The sequence below is a fragment of the Amycolatopsis sp. NPDC051371 genome, assembly GCF_040682155.1.
GTDB lineage: Bacteria > Actinomycetota > Actinomycetes > Mycobacteriales > Pseudonocardiaceae > Amycolatopsis.
In genome coordinates, this window is sequence record NZ_JBFBAG010000074.1 from 14071 (window position 1) to 31352 (window position 17282).

At 71.9% G+C, this 17282-nt stretch carries 22 protein-coding genes; 14 read left to right on the top strand and 8 right to left on the bottom strand.

The annotated features are described in order from the left end of the window. Positions 1 to 783, bottom strand: coding sequence for an IclR family transcriptional regulator (locus AB0M59_RS49875; protein ID WP_364630234.1), 783 nt, complete (start codon positions 781 to 783; stop codon positions 1 to 3). A 424-nt stretch (positions 784 to 1207) separates the two neighbouring features. Between AB0M59_RS49875 and AB0M59_RS49880 the strand changes: the two genes are divergently transcribed. From AB0M59_RS49880 to AB0M59_RS49935, 12 genes are all read left to right on the top strand, one after another. Beyond that, positions 1208 to 2437, top strand: coding sequence for a MurT ligase domain-containing protein (locus AB0M59_RS49880; protein ID WP_364630237.1), 1230 nt, complete (start codon positions 1208 to 1210; stop codon positions 2435 to 2437). Further along, the gene (locus AB0M59_RS49885) at positions 2430 to 3137 is read left to right on the top strand and encodes a glutamine amidotransferase (RefSeq protein ID WP_364630240.1); all 708 of its coding nucleotides are present in this window, start codon (positions 2430 to 2432) and stop codon (positions 3135 to 3137) included. Before AB0M59_RS49880 ends, AB0M59_RS49885 begins: the two co-directional genes overlap by 8 nt. A gap of 29 nt (positions 3138 to 3166) precedes the next feature. Further along, a complete protein-coding gene (locus AB0M59_RS49890; protein WP_364630243.1) occupies positions 3167 to 4555 on the top strand; it encodes an ATP-binding protein in 1389 nt (462 codons plus the stop codon). Next, on the top strand, positions 4555 to 5235 hold the full coding sequence (locus AB0M59_RS49895; protein WP_284746845.1) for a response regulator transcription factor: 681 nt from the start codon (positions 4555 to 4557) through the stop codon (positions 5233 to 5235). Before AB0M59_RS49890 ends, AB0M59_RS49895 begins: the two co-directional genes overlap by 1 nt. A 183-nt stretch (positions 5236 to 5418) precedes the next feature. Next, on the top strand, positions 5419 to 5748 hold the full coding sequence (locus AB0M59_RS49900; protein ID WP_364630246.1) for a gas vesicle protein: 330 nt from the start codon (positions 5419 to 5421) through the stop codon (positions 5746 to 5748). An 8-nt stretch (positions 5749 to 5756) separates the two neighbouring features. Then, a complete protein-coding gene (locus AB0M59_RS49905) occupies positions 5757 to 6074 on the top strand; it encodes a gas vesicle protein (RefSeq protein ID WP_364630325.1) in 318 nt (105 codons plus the stop codon). Continuing rightward, entirely contained in the window at positions 6071 to 6802 is a 732-nt protein-coding gene (locus AB0M59_RS49910) for a GvpL/GvpF family gas vesicle protein (protein WP_364630249.1), read from the top strand. The genes AB0M59_RS49905 and AB0M59_RS49910 overlap by 4 nt, the downstream gene beginning before the upstream one ends. After that, on the top strand, positions 6795 to 6944 hold the full coding sequence (gene gvpJ / locus AB0M59_RS49915) for a gas vesicle protein GvpJ (protein ID WP_364630252.1): 150 nt from the start codon (positions 6795 to 6797) through the stop codon (positions 6942 to 6944). The genes AB0M59_RS49910 and gvpJ (AB0M59_RS49915) overlap by 8 nt, the downstream gene beginning before the upstream one ends. After that, positions 6941 to 7162 (top strand): gas vesicle protein K, encoded by a 222-nt coding sequence (locus AB0M59_RS49920; protein ID WP_364630255.1) that lies wholly within the window; start codon positions 6941 to 6943, stop codon positions 7160 to 7162. Before gvpJ (AB0M59_RS49915) ends, AB0M59_RS49920 begins: the two co-directional genes overlap by 4 nt. After that, positions 7163 to 7480 (top strand): gas vesicle protein GvpJ, encoded by a 318-nt coding sequence (gene gvpJ / locus AB0M59_RS49925; RefSeq protein ID WP_364630257.1) that lies wholly within the window; start codon positions 7163 to 7165, stop codon positions 7478 to 7480. Continuing rightward, on the top strand, positions 7477 to 8037 hold the full coding sequence (locus AB0M59_RS49930) for a GvpL/GvpF family gas vesicle protein (protein ID WP_364630260.1): 561 nt from the start codon (positions 7477 to 7479) through the stop codon (positions 8035 to 8037). Before gvpJ (AB0M59_RS49925) ends, AB0M59_RS49930 begins: the two co-directional genes overlap by 4 nt. Positions 8038 to 8111: 74 nt before the next feature. Then, positions 8112 to 8645 (top strand): NHL repeat-containing protein, encoded by a 534-nt coding sequence (locus AB0M59_RS49935; protein WP_364630263.1) that lies wholly within the window; start codon positions 8112 to 8114, stop codon positions 8643 to 8645. Here the strand turns inward: AB0M59_RS49935 and AB0M59_RS49940 are convergent. Genes AB0M59_RS49940 through AB0M59_RS49955 form a run of 4 tightly spaced genes read right to left on the bottom strand, consistent with a single transcriptional unit; the run spans position 8642 to position 10933 of the window. Further along, positions 8642 to 9364, bottom strand: coding sequence for a dienelactone hydrolase family protein (locus AB0M59_RS49940; RefSeq protein WP_364630266.1), 723 nt, complete (start codon positions 9362 to 9364; stop codon positions 8642 to 8644). The genes AB0M59_RS49935 and AB0M59_RS49940 overlap by 4 nt on opposite strands. 11 nt (positions 9365 to 9375) lie before the next feature. After that, positions 9376 to 9777 (bottom strand): CoA-binding protein, encoded by a 402-nt coding sequence (locus AB0M59_RS49945; RefSeq protein ID WP_364630269.1) that lies wholly within the window; start codon positions 9775 to 9777, stop codon positions 9376 to 9378. 23 nt (positions 9778 to 9800) lie between these two features. Beyond that, entirely contained in the window at positions 9801 to 10373 is a 573-nt protein-coding gene (locus AB0M59_RS49950; protein WP_364630272.1) for a hypothetical protein, read from the bottom strand. A 56-nt stretch (positions 10374 to 10429) separates the two neighbouring features. After that, the gene (locus tag AB0M59_RS49955; protein WP_364630273.1) at positions 10430 to 10933 is read right to left on the bottom strand and encodes a VOC family protein; all 504 of its coding nucleotides are present in this window, start codon (positions 10931 to 10933) and stop codon (positions 10430 to 10432) included. A gap of 139 nt (positions 10934 to 11072) precedes the next feature. On the opposite strand from AB0M59_RS49955, the gene AB0M59_RS49960 reads away from it, so the two are divergent. After that, positions 11073 to 11873, top strand: a complete 801-nt coding sequence (locus AB0M59_RS49960; RefSeq protein WP_364630276.1) for a 2-keto-4-pentenoate hydratase — start codon at positions 11073 to 11075, stop codon at positions 11871 to 11873. Beyond that, the gene (locus tag AB0M59_RS49965) at positions 11870 to 12625 is read left to right on the top strand and encodes a fumarylacetoacetate hydrolase family protein (protein WP_364630279.1); all 756 of its coding nucleotides are present in this window, start codon (positions 11870 to 11872) and stop codon (positions 12623 to 12625) included. The genes AB0M59_RS49960 and AB0M59_RS49965 overlap by 4 nt, the downstream gene beginning before the upstream one ends. 98 nt (positions 12626 to 12723) lie before the next feature. On the opposite strand, the gene AB0M59_RS49970 is transcribed toward AB0M59_RS49965, so the two are convergent. From AB0M59_RS49970 to AB0M59_RS49980, 3 genes are all read right to left on the bottom strand, one after another. Further along, positions 12724 to 13608 carry an alpha/beta hydrolase gene (locus tag AB0M59_RS49970; RefSeq protein WP_364630282.1) on the bottom strand — a complete coding sequence of 295 codons (885 nt, stop codon included), beginning with the start codon at positions 13606 to 13608 and terminating at the stop codon, positions 12724 to 12726. Beyond that, positions 13608 to 15083 (bottom strand): wax ester/triacylglycerol synthase family O-acyltransferase, encoded by a 1476-nt coding sequence (locus tag AB0M59_RS49975; RefSeq protein WP_364630285.1) that lies wholly within the window; start codon positions 15081 to 15083, stop codon positions 13608 to 13610. Before AB0M59_RS49975 ends, AB0M59_RS49970 begins: the two co-directional genes overlap by 1 nt. A gap of 181 nt (positions 15084 to 15264) precedes the next feature. Then, positions 15265 to 17208, bottom strand: coding sequence for an ABC transporter ATP-binding protein (locus AB0M59_RS49980; RefSeq protein ID WP_364630328.1), 1944 nt, complete (start codon positions 17206 to 17208; stop codon positions 15265 to 15267). Between the last annotated feature and the right edge of the window lie 74 nt (positions 17209 to 17282).

The window sequence follows — 17282 nt, forward strand, 5'->3', positions numbered from 1 at the left end:
TCAGCCCCTTTGCCCTCGTACGTAACCGAGCCTCAGCGACAGGGCGGCGGCGGTCCCGGCCACGGAGGCACCGAGCTCGTCGAGGCGGCGCAGCACGCGCGGCGCCGGCCCGGCGATGCTGATGGCGGCGATGGGCCGTCCCGAGTGGTCACGCACGGCGGCGGCGACGCACCCGACGTCCGGCTCGTTCTCGACCTCGTCGATCGCCCAGCCGCGGCGGCAGGTCCGCGCGAGGTCGTCGAGCAGCCGGAGCGGGTCGTTGATCGTCTTGAGCGTCAGGGAGTCGAGCTTCATCCGCCGGACGCGCTCGGCCCGGTCGGCCTCGGGCAGCGCGGCGAGCCAGGCTTTCCCGAGCGACGTCGCGTGCTGCGGGCGGCGGGTGCCCAGGCGGCAGGCGAGGGTGACGGCGCTGGCACTGCGTTCGGTGGCGACGTAGACCATGGTGTCGTTGTCGGGCACGGCGAGGTACGTGGTCTCCCCGGACCGTTCGGCGAGCGACGCGAGATACCGCGGCGCGCAGCGGTGCAGGTCGGTGGCGGCCATGGCCCGCGCACCGAGTTCGACGAGCCGCGTCCCGAGCCTGACCCGGCCGGTGACCTGGTCGGCTTCGAGGTATTCGAGGCTCTTGAGGGTGCCGACGATGCGGTAGGCGGCACTGCGGGAAAGCCCCAGTTGCCGCGCGATCGCATTGGTGGAAATCTCCTGGTGCCGACCCACGTGCTCGAGCACCGCGAGTCCGCGTTCGAGGGTTCCGCTGTTCTCCAGTGCGCGCTCCGGTCCCACGTGGCCCTCCGTTGGACGTTCCCGTTTCCGCTCAGCGGTACGCATTTCCGCTGGATGGGGTTGGACGGTAACACCTCCGATGTATGTGGGGAAGATCTTGAAACGTCTCAGGAGAAGACTCGGATAATGCGGTTACTTGCGCAGGCTAATTGGTACAACCTCCGATGGTTAAGTTTCCTACCTATGGCGGTTGCGGAGGAGTTGACGGGCTCGTTCGACAAGTTCGACGAGGGTGGTTCATATTCGTGAATCGGCGGTGAAGGGAGTAGAGACGCTGCCCGGACGTCTTGAATGAGTCATTCAGGACGTCCGAAGACCTGAATGAGTCATTCAAGACGTTTCGACGGGCGCCGCCGGCGCGGGCCGGGTGGGCCGAGTCACGGACTCAGCAAACTCACAGCGCCCACCGAGCACCATCCAGCCGGTGTCCGTCCGAAGCCCCCTCCGTACCCGCGCGTCCGTGACCGCCGGGCGGATCACCGCCTGGCTCTCCCGCAACGCCGGCCTCGGCCAAGGCGGCGTCATCGGCGGCCGCGTCACGCTCGCGCTCGACCCGAAAGCCCTCGAGAGGCTCGGCCGGGAACGCACCGTCGTCCTCGTCACCGGCACCAACGGCAAAACTACGACCGCCCTGATGATCACGCGAGCGCTCGAAGCCCTCGCCGAGGTAGCCGCCAACAGTGACGGCGCCAACATGCCCGACGGGATCCTGGGCGCCCTGACCGCCAGCCCGGAAGCGCCCTACGCCGTTCTCGAAGTCGACGAGACCTACCTTCCCTGGGTCGCCGAACAACTGGAACCCGCGGTGCTCGTCCTGCTGAACCTCAGCCGCGACCAGCTCGATCGCGTCGGCGAGGTGCGCTCGACCGAACGCGATCTGCGCGCCGCGATCGGCGGACATCCCGAAACCACGATTGTCGCCAATTGCGACGACATTCTCGTCACCTCCGCGGCGACCGCGGCCGCCAGACCGCTCTGGGTCGGTACCGGCCGCCGCTGGACCGGGGACTCGACCGCCTGCCCCCGCTGTGACGGCCTGATCGAACACGCCAAAGAACACTGGAGCTGCGCCTGCGGCCTCGCCCGCCCCGAGCCCACCTGGACCCTCGACGGCGACCTCGTCAGCACGCCCGGCGGTCGTCAAGTCGACCTGGACCTCCGGCTGCCCGGCGACGCGAACCGGGCCAACGCCGCCTTCGCGCTCGCTGCCGCGCACCGGCTCGGCGTGCCGCCGCACACCGCCACCGCGCGGCTGCGGACCATCACCGACATCGGCGGCCGCTACCGGACGATCCGCCGGTCGCGGCACTCCGTGCGGCTGATGCTGGCCAAGAACCCGGCCGGCTGGGTCGAGACGCTGCGCGTGCTGGACGAGGACACCCCGGTCGTCGTCGCGGTCAACGCCCAGGAAGCCGACGGCCGCGACCTGTCCTGGCTCTGGGACGTGCACTTCGAACGGCTGCGCGGCCGCCAGGTCGTCGTCACCGGCGAGCGCGGGGCCGACCTCGCCGTGCGGCTCTGCTACGCCGAGGTCGCGCACTGGGCCGAGCCCGACCCGGTCGCCGCGATCGACGCGCTGCCGCCCGGCGGCGTCGAGCTGGTCGCCAACTACACCGCCTTCCGCGAGCTGGTCGGTAGGCTGCCCGGTGCGTGACTCGATCGTCCACATCGGACTCCTGCTGCCCGAGGTGCTCGGCACCTACGGCGACACCGGCAACGCGCAGGTCCTGTGCCAGCGGCTGCGCTGGCGCGGGATCGAGGCCGAGGTCGTGCCGGTCGGGCTCGGTGAGCCGGTACCGTCCACTTTGGACCTCTACCTGCTCGGCGGCGGCGAGGACGGCGCGCAGGTCCTGGCCGCGGCCCACCTGCGGAAGCACCGGCGGTCCCTGACGCCCGAAGCGGTGGTCTTCGGCGTCTGCGCCGGCCTGCAGGTGCTCGGCACCCGCTTCCGCGGTCTCGACGGCGTCGACCACGACGGCCTCGGCCTGCTCGACGTCACCACCGAACCCGGCGAGCGGCGGGCGGTCTCCGAACTGGTCGCGACGTCCTCGGGGCTCCTGGACGAAGCGCCGCTCACCGGGTTCGAGAACCACCTCGGCGTCAGCAAGCTCGGCACCGGCAGCGAACCGCTCGGGCAGGTCGTGCGCGGTACCGGCAACGGCGACGGCACCGAAGGTGCGGTGACCGACCACATCGTCGGCACGTACCTGCACGGCCCGGCGCTCGCCCGCAACCCCGCGCTGGCGGACCTCCTGCTGACCTGGACGGCCGGGCACCCGCTGCCGCCGTTGGAGCTGCCCGAGGTCGAGCGCCTGCGCGGCGAACGTCTTACGCGCCGCCGCCGGACGTCGTGATGGCGGCCCGCCGCGGTTACGCTGCGTTGGTGAACCTGGGCAGCGTGATCGCCGCGACCGGTGTCCGGATGCGGACCACCGCGGTGGCCGTCTTCGCGCTCGCGCTGGCCATCGCCGCCGCGGGCGTCGTCGTCGTGCTGCTGCTCGAAGAGTCGCTCGACCGCAGCGTCACCGAGAGTGCGCGCAGCACCGGCCGCCAGGTCGCCATCCAGCTCGTCCGCGAGGGCGCGCGCGACCTCAGCGCGTCCGACGTCGCCAGCACCGGTGACACCGAGGCCGTCACCCAGGTGCTCAACGCGCGCGGCGTGCCGATCGCGAGCGACCCGGCGATCGTCGGGCACCCGCCGCTGACCGCCGCCCGCCCGGCGGTCGGGCAGGAGGCCATCGAGACCCTCCCGCTCGGGCTCAACGGCGACAGCGACGACTACCGCGTCGTGTCGCAGCAGGTCAACGGGCCGGGCGGCCCGTACACGGTGGTCTCCGCGCGTTCGCTGGAGCCGGTGACCGAGGCCTCGACCCGGTTGACGTTGCTGCTCGGGCTGATCGCGATCCCGCTGCTGGCGATCTCCGGGCTCGCGGTCTACCGCGCGGTCGGCTCGGCGCTGCGGCCGGTGGAGCGGATGCGCCGGACCGTCGCCGAGATCTCGACGCGCGACCTCGCCGCCCGCGTCCCGCTGCCGCCGGGTGGCGACGAGGTGCACCGGCTGGCCGTGACGCTCAACGAGATGCTCGGCCGGCTCGCGTCGGCGCAGGCGGCGCAACGGCGGTTCGTCGCCGACGCCAGCCACGAGCTGCGCTCGCCGCTGTCCACGATCAGCACCGCGCTCGACGTCTCCGGGCGGCACCCGGAAAGCACCGGGGACCTGGTGCCGGTGATCGGCCGGGAGACCGCGCGGCTGCGCGAGCTCGTCGACGACCTGCTCATGCTCGCCCGCACCGACGACACGACCGACCGGCCGTCGCGCACCGAGGTCGACCTCGACGACATCGTCCGCGCCGAGGCCGAGCGGGTCCGCGGCGAGTGCGCGCTGGACGTCGAGGTCCGCGCCGGGCCCGCGAAGGTGCGCGGCAGCGAGGCCCAGCTGCGGCGGGCGGTGCGGAACCTGGTCGACAACGCCCGCGGGCACGCGCGCTCGCGCATCCGCGTCGCCAGCTCGGTGCGCGGCGACCTCGCCGTCGTCGAGGTGAGCGACGACGGCCCGGGCGTCGGGGAAGCCGACCGCGAACGGATCTTCGAGCGGTTCGTCCGCCTCGACGCGTCGCGGCAGCGCGGGCACGGCGGCACCGGGCTGGGCCTGCCGATCGTGGCGGGCATCGCGGCGCGCCACGGCGGCCGGGCGCGCTACCGCGCGTCGGACGAGCCGGGCGCGCGGTTCGTGCTCGAGCTGCCGGTGCTCGAACTGCCGGAGGAGGAGTAGTGCGCCTGCTGATCGTGGAGGACGAGCGCGAGTTCGCGGAGACGCTGCGGCGCGGCCTGGTCGCCGAGGGGTTCACCGTCGACGTCGCGCACACCGGTCGCGAGGGGCTCTGGCGGGCCACCGAGCAGGAGTACGACGTCGTCGTGCTCGACATCATGCTGCCCGAGCTGTCCGGCTACGAGGTGCTCAAGCGCCTGCGCGCGGCGGAGAACTGGACGCCGGTGCTGATGCTCACCGCGAAGGACGGCGAGTACGACGAAGCCGACGCGTTCGACCTCGGCGCCGACGACTACTTGTCGAAGCCGTTCTCCTTCGTCGTCCTCATCGCCCGGCTGCGCGCTCTGCTGCGCCGCGGCGCGCCGGCCCGCCCCGCCGTGCTGGAGGCGGGTGACCTGCGGCTCGACCCCTCCGCCCGCACCGTCCACAGAGGACAACAGCGGATCGAGCTGACCGCGCGGGAGTTCGGGCTGCTGGAGTTCCTGCTGCGCCGGCCGGGCACGGCGCTGACGAAGAACGAGATCCTGAGCCACGTCTGGGACGCGCACTATGACGGCGACGAGAACGTCGTCGAGGTCTACATCGGCTACCTGCGGCGCAAGATCGACGTCCCGTTCGGCACCCGCACCATCGAGACGGTCCGGGGCGTCGGGTACCGGCTCGTGGACGTTACTCGATCGTGATATGCCGGGCGGAATCCGGGAATTGGTTCCGCTGGGCGTTCCGTACTGGGCCGTTTGCCGCCGCTGGTTGCCGCAGAGAGCCCATTCGTTCCCGCGAACCGGTGAAAAATACCGTGTCGTAGCTCATCTGCGGGCGGTTGTGCCCGTTGCTACGGTGGGCACCCACCCGAGACCAGGAAAGCGATGACGGAATCGCCGAAGCCGTTCCTTGCCCAAAACAACAATGTCCCGGAAAGCTCTGAGAAATCCGTTTCCCGGCTGCGCGCCGCCGATGCCATCCGGGAAGCGACGGCCCAGTTCGGCGTGGTCACGGGGCTGGCCCCGCACGCCGTGACCGGGCTTCGGACCCGCGCCGAAGGGGGCTGGTCCGTGCTCGTCGACGTCGTCGAGCTGGCCCGGATCCCAGATTCCACCAGCGTGATGGCCACCTACCGAGTGGACCTCGACGCCGCCGGTGAGCTCATCGCGTGCGAACGGCTCCGGCGGTTCACGCGCGGCGCCACCGATTCCTGAAAGGAAGAGTGACACGATTGGCCGCTTCGTCCGATTCATTGGCGGACATTCTGGAACGCGTGCTCGACAAGGGTGTCGTGATAGCCGGTGACATCGGCGTCAGCATCGTCGACGTCGAATTGCTGACGCTGCGGATCCGGCTGTTCATCGCTTCGGCCCAGACCGCCCGGGAAATGGGCATGGACTGGTGGACGAACGACCCGTTCTTCTCGCCGAACGCGGCGCGCGAAGAGCTGGAAGACAGTGCCGGTCAAAAGCTGGACTTGGCGGCGCGTGTCGCCGCACTCGAGGCCCGGGTTCCGGGCAGGAGGGACGCACTGCGGTGAGCACCCGCGATTGGCTCTGCGCGTACGCGATCACCCGCAACCGGGCCGGGCTGGACCTCGGTCCGGCGCCCCGGCTCGTCGGCTACCGCGACCTGGGTGTGGTCGTCTCCGAAGTGACTCCGGCGCGCTTCGACCGCATGGACACGCTCGACCCGGTCGACGGCACGCTGGCCGAGCTGGCCCGCGAACACGACGCCGTCGTGCGCGCGGTCTTCCGCCACGAACCCGTGCTGCCGCTGCGGTTCGGCACGGTCCTCGACGGCGAAGCGTCCGTGAAGCGCCTCCTGGAGGTCACCTACGACCAGGCCCGGAGCTGCCTCGACGAGGTCGAGGGCCACCGCGAATGGGGTGTGCGCGTGCGGCACGTCGAGCCGGCCGCGACCACCCGCCCGGACCCCGCGGGCCTGTCGGGCACGCAGTACCTCGTCCGCCGCCGGGAACGGCTGAAGGCGATCGATCGGGCCCGCGAAGACGTCGTGGGCGTGGCCGGCCGGCTCGAAGAGGCCTTGCGCCGGCACGCTGCCGATCACCTCGGGCGCGCGCGGCCGCACGGCGTGCTGGTCAACACGGCTTATCTCGTGGCCGAGGGCCGGGAGGCGGCGTTCCACGCGGAGTTCGAGTGGTTCGCCCGCGAGCTGCGGCAGGCCGGGGCGACGGTGGAGACGAGCGGCCCGTGGCCGCCGTACTCGTTCACGGACGTCGAGCTCGGGGTGGCGGCGGATGGCTGACGCCGCCGAAGCCGTCGCCGACCTGCTCGACCGGGTCGTGCACCGGGGTGCCGTCGTGACCGGTGACGTGATCATCTCGCTCGCCGGCATCGACCTGGTGCGGCTCGACCTGCGGTTGCTGCTGCTCGGGCTCGAAGGATGAGCGAGCCCGTCCGGATCCCCGCCGACGCGGGCCGCGGGCTCGGCCACCTGGTCGTCACCGTGCTCGACGTCCTCAAGGAGGTGCTGGAGAGGCAGGCGTTGCGCCGCCTCGACGCCGGCACCCTCACCGACGACCAGGTCGAAGACCTCGGCCAGTCCCTGATCGCGCTGGAGCTCCGGTTCGCCGAGATCCGCGCGGCCCTCGACGAAAGGATCTAAGTGACCAGACCGGGACAGACCGGTGGCGGGCTCGCCGACACGCTCGACATCCTGCTCGACAAGGGACTCGTCATCGACGCTTCGGTGCGGGTGTCGGTGATCGGGATCGAGCTGCTGGCGATCGAGGCGCGGATCGTGATCGCCAGCGTCGACACGTTCATCCGCTACCTCGAAGCGATGCAGCGGCTGCAGAACACGCCCGTGCCCGGACAGATCTCCCAGGGTCTCGGGCAGACGACCGGGCTGATCCCGCCCCCGCCGCCGACGCCCGCGGTGGCGGTGCCGGTCGAGCCGGCCATCCCGGTCGACCAGCCGTGACGCTGCAGCTCTACGGCGTCGTGCGCGCCGGGCACCCGCGGGCGCCGCGGACGGTGTGCTGGGAGGACCTGGCGATGGTCGTCGGCGAGCCCGAGCCCGATCCGGCGGTGCACCTGGCGGTGGTGTCCGCGCTCGTCGAGGGCGGGCCGGTGCTGCCGGTCCGGTTCGGCACCGTCGCCGACGACGAGGAAGCCGTCCGGGACGAGGTGCTGGCGCCGTCGGCCGACACCTACCGCGCCGACCTCGACCGGCTCGACGGCCTGGCCGAGGTGCACGTCTGCCTGCGGTTCACCGAACCCGGCTCGGCCTGGCGGGCGGCGCGCTCCGACGTGCTGCTGAGCGAGGTCGCCGAACGCGCCCGCGATTCGGTGTCGCTGCCGGCGGGCGAGTCCGCCGACGAGCGGTGGGCGTTCCTGATCGGGATGGGCGATCTGCTCGTCGTCCGCGACGCGGTCACCGGGCTGGCCCGCGGTGGCGGCGTCCAGGCCGACTGGCTCGGGCCGCTGCCCGCGTACAGCTTCCTGGAGCGGCGGACCTGCACGCGGTGGAGCTGGTGAGCGACGGCGGAACAGTCGCTGAACACTCTTTTCGGTACTGGCCGCCGTGGCTCACGGTCGGCGATCCTGACCTCGTGGCCACCAGTGAAGTCGCGGCGCTCCCGCGCGCTTTCGGCGGGCCCGGCTCGGGGCCGGGCCAGTTCCGCGCGCCGTCCGGGATCGCCGTCGACGTGCGCGGACGCGTGTGGGTGGCCGACACCGGCAACGACCGCGTGCAGGCGTTCACCCGCGACGGCGCGCTCGTGCGCGTGCTGTCCGGGCGGCTCAACGCACCGGAAGGGGTCGCGGTCGACGCGGCGGGCAACGTCTACGTCGCCGACACCGGCAACCGCCGCGTGGTGCAGTTCTCGTGGTGGGGCGGGTTCGTGCGCGAGTTCGGGGGCTTCGCCCGGCCCCGCGCCGTTGCGCTGGACCCGGTCGGCCGGCTGCTGGTGGACGACGCCGGACACCGGCGCGTCGCGCGGTTCGACACCCGCACGGGCGCGGCGCTGACCGACACGACCGAGCCGATCAGCTCACCGCGTGACGTCGCCGACGACGGAAGGGGCGGTGTGTGGGTCGCCGAAACCGGCAACCACCGCATCGTCCACTTCGGAGCGTCGGCCTAGGTGTTTTCGGCCAGCAGCGGCAGCAAGCGATCCCAGTGCAGCCGGAGAGCGGCGGGGTCGAAGGCGTCGGTGTCGGACATCGTGAAGCCGTGGACGGTGCCGGGGTAGATCTCGGACGTGTAGTCGATGCCCGCGGCGTCCAGGGTCCGGTTGAGTTCGCCGAGCGCCTCGGGCGTCAGGTCGGTCTCCGCGTGGCCGAAGTGGACCCGGGCGGTGAGCCGGTGCAGGTCGGGTCCGGCGGCCTGCACCGGGGCGTGGAATGCGGCGAGGGCGGCCACCTGGTCGGGGTGGGCCGCGGCGGTGCGCGTCGCCAGGAGGCCGCCGATGCAGTAGCCGGTCACCGCGACGGGTCCGGCGCCGACCTCGGGCCGCGTGGTGAGGAACCGGAGGTAGGCGTCGGCGTCCCGCAGGACGCGTTCGGTGGTGTGGGCCTCGATCAGCGGCATGAGCCGCGCAAAGATCGCGGGTCGAGCTTCTTCGCCGATGTGCTCGGGAAGCTCGAGCACCGGGGTCGGGCCGGTCCGGTAGAAGACGTTGGGGACGAGCACGTAGTACCCGTGCCCGGCCAGTTCGCGGGCCATGTCCCGCAGCACGGGACGGATCCCGAAGCCGTCGGGGTACATCAGCACCCCCGGGTGCGGCCCGCCCTCGCCCGGGAAGGCGGCGAAGGCGTCGGCTTGGCCGTCCGCGGTGGGAATCTGCAACGTCGTGGTGAGCACTGTCCTCCCGTCTAGTTCTTCGAGATCGCGGCCGTCGCGCGGACGACGGCGGTGCAGCGGTTCTCGACGTACTCGAGCCCGCCTTCCTCGGCGATGCGGCGCGCTTCGGCGGAGACGATGCCCTGCTGCAGCCACAGCGCCTTCGCGCCGATCTCGACGGCTTCGCGGGCGATGCCGGGTGCCTCGGGGGACGGCCGGAAGACGTCGACGATGTCGACCGGCTCCGGGATGTCCTTCAGCGACCGGTAGACCTTCTCGCCGAGCAGTTCGGTCGCGCTCGGGTGCACCGGGATGATCCGGAAGCCGTGCGCCTGCAGGACCGCGGGCACGCCGTGCGCCGCCTTGGCCGGGTCGCGGCTCAGGCCGACGACGGCGATGGTCTTCGCGCCCTCGAGGATTTCCTCTGCTTTCATACCGGGGGAACGCGCGGCGGGCGTCAAAGCTTCCAGAGCCGCAGGCCGCGGACGCGGTAGACGGGCCAGATCACGTGCCACGGCTTGCGGCGGCCGAAGGTCGCGGCGCAGGTGAGGATGTTGCGGGCGGACGTCGTCGAGACCTCGTGCCGGTCCGCCCAGACCCCGCCCTTGGCGCCGATGGCGATGCGGAAGACCGTCAGCAGGCCCCGGCCCTGGAGGTCGTACTTCGCACCGGTGTCCCCGGAGTCGGGAGCCAGTTCGGCGATCTCGGCGCCGAACGCGCGGGCCGCCTGCGGCGCCACCTCCGCGGGCACCACGCCGACACTGCGCGTGATCGCCTTGCCGTGCAGGCGCCGCGCGTACCGGTGCAGGAGCGAGCGCTCCCACCACGGCAGCAGCCGCTGGTGGGCAAGCAGCGCGGCGCACTCGCCGTGCCCGATCGCGAAGATGCTCGTCAGCTCGTCGTAGGCGCCGTTCGTCATCGGCTCGTTGAGGTGCAGCCGGACCTCGAACCGCGTGCGCGCGCTGAGCTCGTCGAGCCGTTCGCGGTGATCGAGCCGCGCCTTCGCGCGAGAGAGCGTCCAATCGGACATGGGACCTCCAGGCGTCGCGCACAGGCTAAACGGCGCGCGGCGCCCGGAACACGTTTTCAGCCGATCTTCTCGCCGTACATCTCGCCGAGCGGGTCGGAGATCAGCTCGACGCGGGCACCGTCCGGATCGGACAGGTAGATGGAGGTCTTGCTCTCCAGCAGGTACTGCACGCCGGCCTCGTCGAGGTTGTCCTTGATCGCGCTCCACCGTTCGGGCGTGACGGACAGGGCCAGGTGGTGCAGTCCACCGAGGACTTCCGCGTACGGGCCGAGGTCCAGACCGGGCAGGTCGAAGAAGGCGACCGCGTTGCCGTTGCCGACGTCGAAGAAGAAGTGGCTGGAGCCCGGGTAGTCGCGGTTCTCGATCAGCTCGGTGAGCGGGAAGCCGAGGATGTCCTGGTAGAAACCGATGGTCCGCTCGACGTCGCTGGAGATCAGCGCGGTGTGGTGGATGCCGCGCCCGTTCGTCGCCGGTCGCTCGGCGGCCGGGCGCAGGTGGCGCTCGCGCAGCTCGTCGCGGACCTCGGCGAGCTTGGTGACCTCGGCCTGGGTCGGTGCCATGTCCCTCACGTCCCTTCCTGGTGGTGCCCTGAACGGTACGCCCGAATTATCTCGCGCGCAAGAGGTTGACTGGCGAGAGGTCCACTGGGCGGAACGCCGAGGCTTGTGCGCGGGGTGCGCTCACGGCAGAGTCCCCGGCGTGGACGTCAGCAAGGTGCAGGAGGCCGCCGCCGTACTGGCGCGGGCCTACGCGACCCGAGAACCGATCGAGCCGCTGATCAAGACCTACCCGGATGCGGTGGTCGAGGACGCGTACCGGATCCAGCAGGAGCAGGTGCGGCGGTGGGTCGAGGGCGGTGACGCCGTCCGCGGGCACAAGGTCGGGCTCGCGTCCGCCGCGATGCAGCGGCAGATGGGCGTCGACCAGCCCGACTACGGGCACCTCACCGGCAGCATGTTCCACCTCGAGCACCAGGCGATACCGACGTCGGCGTTCCTGCAGCCGCGGATCGAACCGGAGATCGCGTTCGTGCTCGGCTCGGCGCTGCGCGGCCCCGGTGTCACGGTCGCCGACGCGGTGCGGGCAGTCGACTTCGTGCTGCCGTCGCTGGAGATCGTCGACTCGCGGATCCAGGACTGGAAGATCTCGCTGTTCGACACGATCGCCGACAACGCGTCGTCGGGCGGCGTGGTGCTGGGCAGCAGCCCGACGGCGTTGGGCTCCGTGGATTTGCGGTTGGCCGGCTGCATCCTGTACCAGAACGGTTCGGTGGCCGCGACGGGCGCGGGCGGCGCGGTGCTCGGCTCGCCGCTGAACTCGCTGGTGTGGCTGGCGAACACCGTCGGGCCGCTGGGGGTCACCCTCGAACCCGGGCACGTCGTGCTGCCGGGGTCGATGACCCGGGCGATCCCGGTGTCGCCGGGCGACACGATCGTCGCGACGATCGCCGGGCTCGGCAGTGTCACCGCAGTCTTCGCTCCTGCTTCGGAGGAATCGTGAACGTGCGCGAGGCGGCCGCTGCGCTGCTGGGGACGGTTTCGGAGCGTTCGCCGCTCTCGGAGGACTGGCCGGGATTGGACGTCGACACGGCGTACGCGATCCAAGACGAGGCCCTGCGGCTGCGGCGGGCCCGCGGCGAGACGCTGGTCGGGCTGAAGCTGGGCCTGACGTCCCGGGCCAAGCAACAGCGGATGGGCATCGACTCGCCGTTGCTGGCCTGGCTGACGGACGCGATGGTCCTGCCGGCGGGAGTCCCCGTGCCTTCGTTGATCCACCCGCGGGCCGAGCCTGAGCTGGTCTTCGTGCTGGGTCGTCGTCTCGCGGGTCCCGGCGTCACCGCCGCGACGGCGCTGGCCGCGGTCGACCGCGTGTACGGCGGCATCGAGGTCATCGACAGCCGGTACACCGACTACCGCTTCACACTGCCGGACGCCGTCGCGGACAACGGCTCGTCGGCCTACTTCAGCGTGGGTCCGGTAGGCCTCCCGCCGTCTTCGCTGGACTTGTCCCTGGAAGCGGCGCTGCTGGAGGTCGACGGCCAGATCGTCGACACGGCGACCGGCGCGGCGGTCCAGGGCCACCCGGCCGAAGCGCTGGCCCTGGCGGCGAACGCCCTGGGCGCGCGCGGCTTGGCCTTGGAGCCGGGCTGGCTGGTCCTGACCGGCGGCATGACGGACGCGGTCCCGGTCCGCCCGGGTTCCCGCGTCGCGGCCCACTTCTCCCACCTGGGCTCGATCACCCTCTCGTCGTAAGCCGCGATGCCCCGCCAATCACGCGAGATGCCCCGCCAATCACGCGAGATACGCGCCCAATCACGCGAGATACGCGCCCAATCACGCGAGTTCCGTCTTCAATCACGCGAGATCGGTGTTTCCGCACGGTCGGCGATGCGCGTGATGCCCCGGACCACCCGCGGCCACACTGCCCGCGGCAGGTCGTGGCCCATGCCGGGGACGATGTCGAGGTCCGCGCCCGGGATCGCGCGGGCCGTCGCGCGGCCGCCGGAGACGTGGACCAGCGGGTCGCGCGCGCCGTGCACCACCAGGGCCGGCACCCGGACCTTGCGCAGCCGCGGCCCGCGGTCGCGTTCGGCCATGATCGCCGCGAGCTGGCGCAGCGTGCCGCCCGGGTGGACGCCGCGGTCGAAGGTGCGCTCGGCGCGGTCCCGCATGCGCGCCTCGTCGAACGGGTAGCCCGGCGAGCCGATCAGCCGGAACGTCCGCACGAGCATCTCCACGTAGTCGGCGCGGCTGCGCGGCGGTGCGCCGAGCAGCATCGACATCGCTTTGCCGCTCGGCCGGCCGACCAGCCGCCCGCCGGTGCTGGACATGATCGACGTCAGCGACAGCACCCGCTCGGGGTGCCGGATGGCCAGGGTCTGCGCGATCATCCCGCCCATCGACGCCCCGGCGACGTGCGCGGCCGGGACGCCCAGCACGTCCAGCAGCCCGGCGGCGTCGGCGGCCATGTCCGCGAGCGAGTACGGCGCGCGGTGCAGCAGGTACGCCTGCGCGAGGTTGGCCCGGCCGCGCATCCGGCTCGACCGCCCGGCGTCCCGGTTGTCGAACCGGATGACGGAGAACCCTTGTGCGGCAAGGGATTCGCAGAACTCCTCGTCCCACCAGATCATCGGCGCGCCGAGTCCCATGACGAGCAGCAGCGGCCGGCCTCCCGTGTCACCGAACGTCTCGTGGCACAGCTCGACGCCGCCGACGTCCGCGACCTGCTCCGCCATCAGGCCTCCCGGGTGTGCTCGGCGGCCAGCTTCGTCAGCTCGGCCAGCGCGTCGTGCAGGTGGTCGATCAGGTCCCGGACGTCCGGGATCAGCTCGCGGCAGGCGACGAACCCGAAGTCCAGCTTGCCGTCGTAGGACATCACGGTGATGTTCAGGCCGCCGCTCGCGTCGGTGATCGCGGACACCGGGTAGTTCGCGAGCAGCCGCGCGCCCGCGAGGTACAGCGGGCTCTGCGACCCGGGGACGTTCGACACGACGAGGTTCACCACCGGCGCGGTGGCCCCGAGGAAGCGCATGGTGGCGCGGGCGGCGAGCCCGCCGAGCGCGGCCGGCAGCATCCCGCTGAAGTCGACCAGCCACGACGCCGGCAGCGGCTGGTAGCGCTGCTTCGCGGCGACCATCGCCGTGGTGACCTCGGCCAGCCGCGCGGCGGGGTCGGCGAGGTGCGTCGGCAGCGGCGCGAGCATGACCGAAACCTGGTTGCCGGCGTCCTTCGCCTGCTCGGGCGTGCGCACGGACAGCGGGACGAGCGTGACGAGCGGCTGACCGGGCAGGGCGTCGTGGTCGACGAGCCACCGGCGCATCACGCTCGCGCACAACGCCATCACGACGTCGTTCACCGTGACGCCGAAGACGTTCTTGACGTGCTTGACCTCGTCGAGGGGCAGCGAGCCGTACGCGAAGCGGCGGTGCGGGCTGATCGGCCCGTTGAACGGCGTGTCGGGCGCGACGAGCCGTGGCCGGTCGGCTTCGTGGCGGCCGGAGCCCTGGCGGGTGACGCGGTTGAGCACGCTGCCGGCCTTCGCGAGCAGCCCGACGCCGGGGTAGCGGCCGAGGCCGGGGACTTCGTCGATGTGCTGCAGCAGTTTCGGTACTTGCAACGCGGCTTTGACGGGGTGCAGCGCGAGCTTCTTCGTGCCGTTCAGCGCGAGTGCGACGGGAGTCGGGACGGGCTCCTTCTGCGGTGTCTTCGGCGGTTTCGGGGGTGGTGGTTCGGCGGTGGTGTCCATGAGCACGCCGATGAGCTCGGCCCCGGAGACGCCGTCGATGGCGCTGTGGTGGACCTTCGTGTAGACGGCGACGTTGCCGTCCCGCAGGCCGTGGATCAGGTAGGCCTCCCACAGCGGCCGCCGCCGGTCGAGCGGCCGCGCGGTGAGCCGCGCGATCTGCTCGGCGAGCTGCCGCTCGTCACCCGGCGCGGGGAGAGCGATCTCGCGGACGTGGTACTCGAGGTCGAACTCGGGATCGTCGACCCAGTAGGGGTGGTCGAGCCCGAGCGGCACGGGGAGAAGCCGCCAGCGGAGCGGTTTCGCGAGGTGCAGCCGCGAGCCGATGAGTTCGCGGAGGTCGTCGAGGGTGAGTTTTCCGCCGGGCGCGGTCGAGGGGTCGAGGATCGAGAGGCCGCCGACGTGCCCGGTCGTGGTGGTCGACTCGGCGTTGAGGAACTGCACGTCCAGGGCGGTGAGCTGACGCATCGTGCCTCCACGGGCTGGGCAGGCCAGTCTGCCTCGCGAGGTCGGCGGGGGTAAATCCGCTGGCCGGGTGCGGGGTGACGCCCGTTCGCGGAGTACGCCCTGCTCGGCGTGCCGGAGAGTCCGCTCGTCCGGCAGCGGCGAGTACTCCCGGGCGCGTCCGCTTTGGACGGTAAGCGGGCTTTCACGGCAATCTCTCCGGTGTCTCCGGCGCGGGGCGTGCCGACGAGGGCTCACTCGGCGTGCCCGTGACTCGGGGCGCCGGGACCTCCGTGCCGTTGCGATACGCGCGCGCTTGGATTTCGTACAGCTCGTGGTACACGCCGCCCGCGTGGATCAGTTCGTCGTGGGTGCCCTGCTCGATCAGCTTTCCCTTCTCCAGCACCAGGATCCGGTCCGCCGAGCGGATGTTGGCCAGCCGGTGCGTCACCAGGACCGTCGTGCGGCGGCCGTCGTGGGAGGTGCTCGCGTGCTGGAGGCCGGCGAACACCCGGGCCTCCGCCCGGGCGTCGAGCGCCGCCGTGGGTTCGTCGGCCACCAGGACCGATGCGTCGCGGTAGATGCCGCGGGCGATGCCCATGCGCTGCCACTGGCCGCCGGACAGGTCGTGGCCCTCGTCGAACTTCTTCGAGAGCACCGTTTTCTCCTTGGCGGGCAACGACTCGATCACCTCGTCCGCGCCCGAGTAGTCCACCGCTTCGCGCCACGCCCGGTGGTCCGGGTCGGCGCGGCCGAGGCGACCCACCGTGATGTTGTTCGCCGCCGTCATCGGCCACTCGGCCGGTTCCTGCGCGATCACCGCGATGTTCGCGTGCACCGACGCCGGGTCGGCGTGCGCGAGGTCGACGTCGTCCCAGCGCACCACGCCTTCGTCCGGTGGGTAGAGCCCGGTCAGCAGCTTGCCGAGCGTGGTCTTGCCCGAGCCGTTCTCGCCGACCAGCGCGACCACCTCGCCGCGCCGGATCGTCAGCGAGATGTCCCGCAGCGCCGGGCTTTCCCGGCCCGGGTAGGTGAACGTGACGTTCTCCAGCCGGATCTCGGCCGGGTCGGCGGGCGCGGCCACCGCCGTCGGCGGCGGTTGCAGCTTCACCGACTCCACCAGCAGCTGGTTGTAGAACCCGATGTAGAACGAGTCCTCGTACAGCGAGTTGACCGCGCGCATGGTGTTGGACAGCGCCGTCGACGCCGTGCGCATCGCCAGCACCGCCGTGCCGGCCAGCGCCAGCTCCATCCCGCCGGAGTAGAGCAGCCAGCCGAGCACCAGGTACGCCACGGCGGTGCCGAACCCCGCCGCCGCCCGGCCGGTGGTGCGCACCAGGTTGCTGCGGTGCGCCAGCCGGACCTCCTCCCGCGTCAGGCTGCGCGAGATGCGCCGGTACTCGCCGAGCAACGGCTCCTGCAGCGTCAGCGCGTGGCGTTCGAGGGCCATCGAGCGCCAGGTGGCGACCTCCTCGACGACCGACTTGCGGATGTTGCGCCCGACCGTGTCGATGAAGTGCCGGTAGTTCAGCTTCGCGACGCGCGCGGCGGCGAAGCCGTCGGCGGCCGCGGCGAGCAGCAGCACCGGCGCCAGCCACGGGTTGAGCAGGCCCGCGGTGAGCATCGCCGCCGCCAGCGAGATCGCCGACGACGTCAGGTCGGCCACCCGGCGCAGGCTCGTCTCGATCGACCGGACGCCGAACCGCGCGCCCTGCCTGGCCAGTTCCCGGAAGTCCGCGTCCTCGAACGCGATCAGCCCCACGCGCACGACCGACGCCGTCACCGCGTCGTCCGCCGCCGCGGTGACGCGCGGCCGCAGCGCCCCTTCGACGGCCGCGACCGCCGCGTCGAGCAACGCGCGCGCCGCGTACGAACCCATGACGACGGCGATCGCCGGCAGCGACTGCAGCACCCGCTCCGGGGTCGGGCCCTGTTCGAGCAGCGCGGTGAAGACGTTCGCGGTGGCGAGCAGCCCGAACGCCGTGACGCAGCCCGAGACGACGTGGACGAAACCGGCGATCAAGGTCAGCCGCGGCGACGTCCGCCAAGCCAGCCGCAGTACGACGGCGATCGCGGCCGGCAGCGCGCGCACGGCCTGGCCGAACCCGGCGTCGGCCACGCGTTCGTCGACGCGCGCCCATTCGGGCATCTTCAGGTTCTCGACCCCGATCAGCGGGGGCGATTCCGTGGTGTCCTGGGGTGTTCCGGCGGATCTGCGCACCC

Excerpts from the sequence above, each read along its gene's own strand:
- AB0M59_RS49900 (WP_364630246.1), top strand. The coding sequence starts at position 5,419 with ATGACGGAATCGCCGAAGCCGTTCCTTGCCCAAAACAACAATGTCCCG.
- gvpJ (WP_364630252.1), top strand. The coding sequence starts at position 6,795 with ATGGCTGACGCCGCCGAAGCCGTCGCCGACCTGCTCGACCGGGTCGTG.
- AB0M59_RS49920 (WP_364630255.1), top strand. The coding sequence starts at position 6,941 with ATGAGCGAGCCCGTCCGGATCCCCGCCGACGCGGGCCGCGGGCTCGGC.
- AB0M59_RS49945 (WP_364630269.1), bottom strand. The coding sequence starts at position 9,777 with ATGAAAGCAGAGGAAATCCTCGAGGGCGCGAAGACCATCGCCGTCGTC.
- AB0M59_RS49950 (WP_364630272.1), bottom strand. The coding sequence starts at position 10,373 with ATGTCCGATTGGACGCTCTCTCGCGCGAAGGCGCGGCTCGATCACCGC.
- AB0M59_RS49955 (WP_364630273.1), bottom strand. The coding sequence starts at position 10,933 with ATGGCACCGACCCAGGCCGAGGTCACCAAGCTCGCCGAGGTCCGCGAC.
- AB0M59_RS49970 (WP_364630282.1), bottom strand. The coding sequence starts at position 13,608 with ATGGCGGAGCAGGTCGCGGACGTCGGCGGCGTCGAGCTGTGCCACGAG.
- AB0M59_RS49975 (WP_364630285.1), bottom strand. The coding sequence starts at position 15,083 with ATGCGTCAGCTCACCGCCCTGGACGTGCAGTTCCTCAACGCCGAGTCG.
- AB0M59_RS49980 (WP_364630328.1), bottom strand. The coding sequence starts at position 17,208 with ATGCCCGAATGGGCGCGCGTCGACGAACGCGTGGCCGACGCCGGGTTC.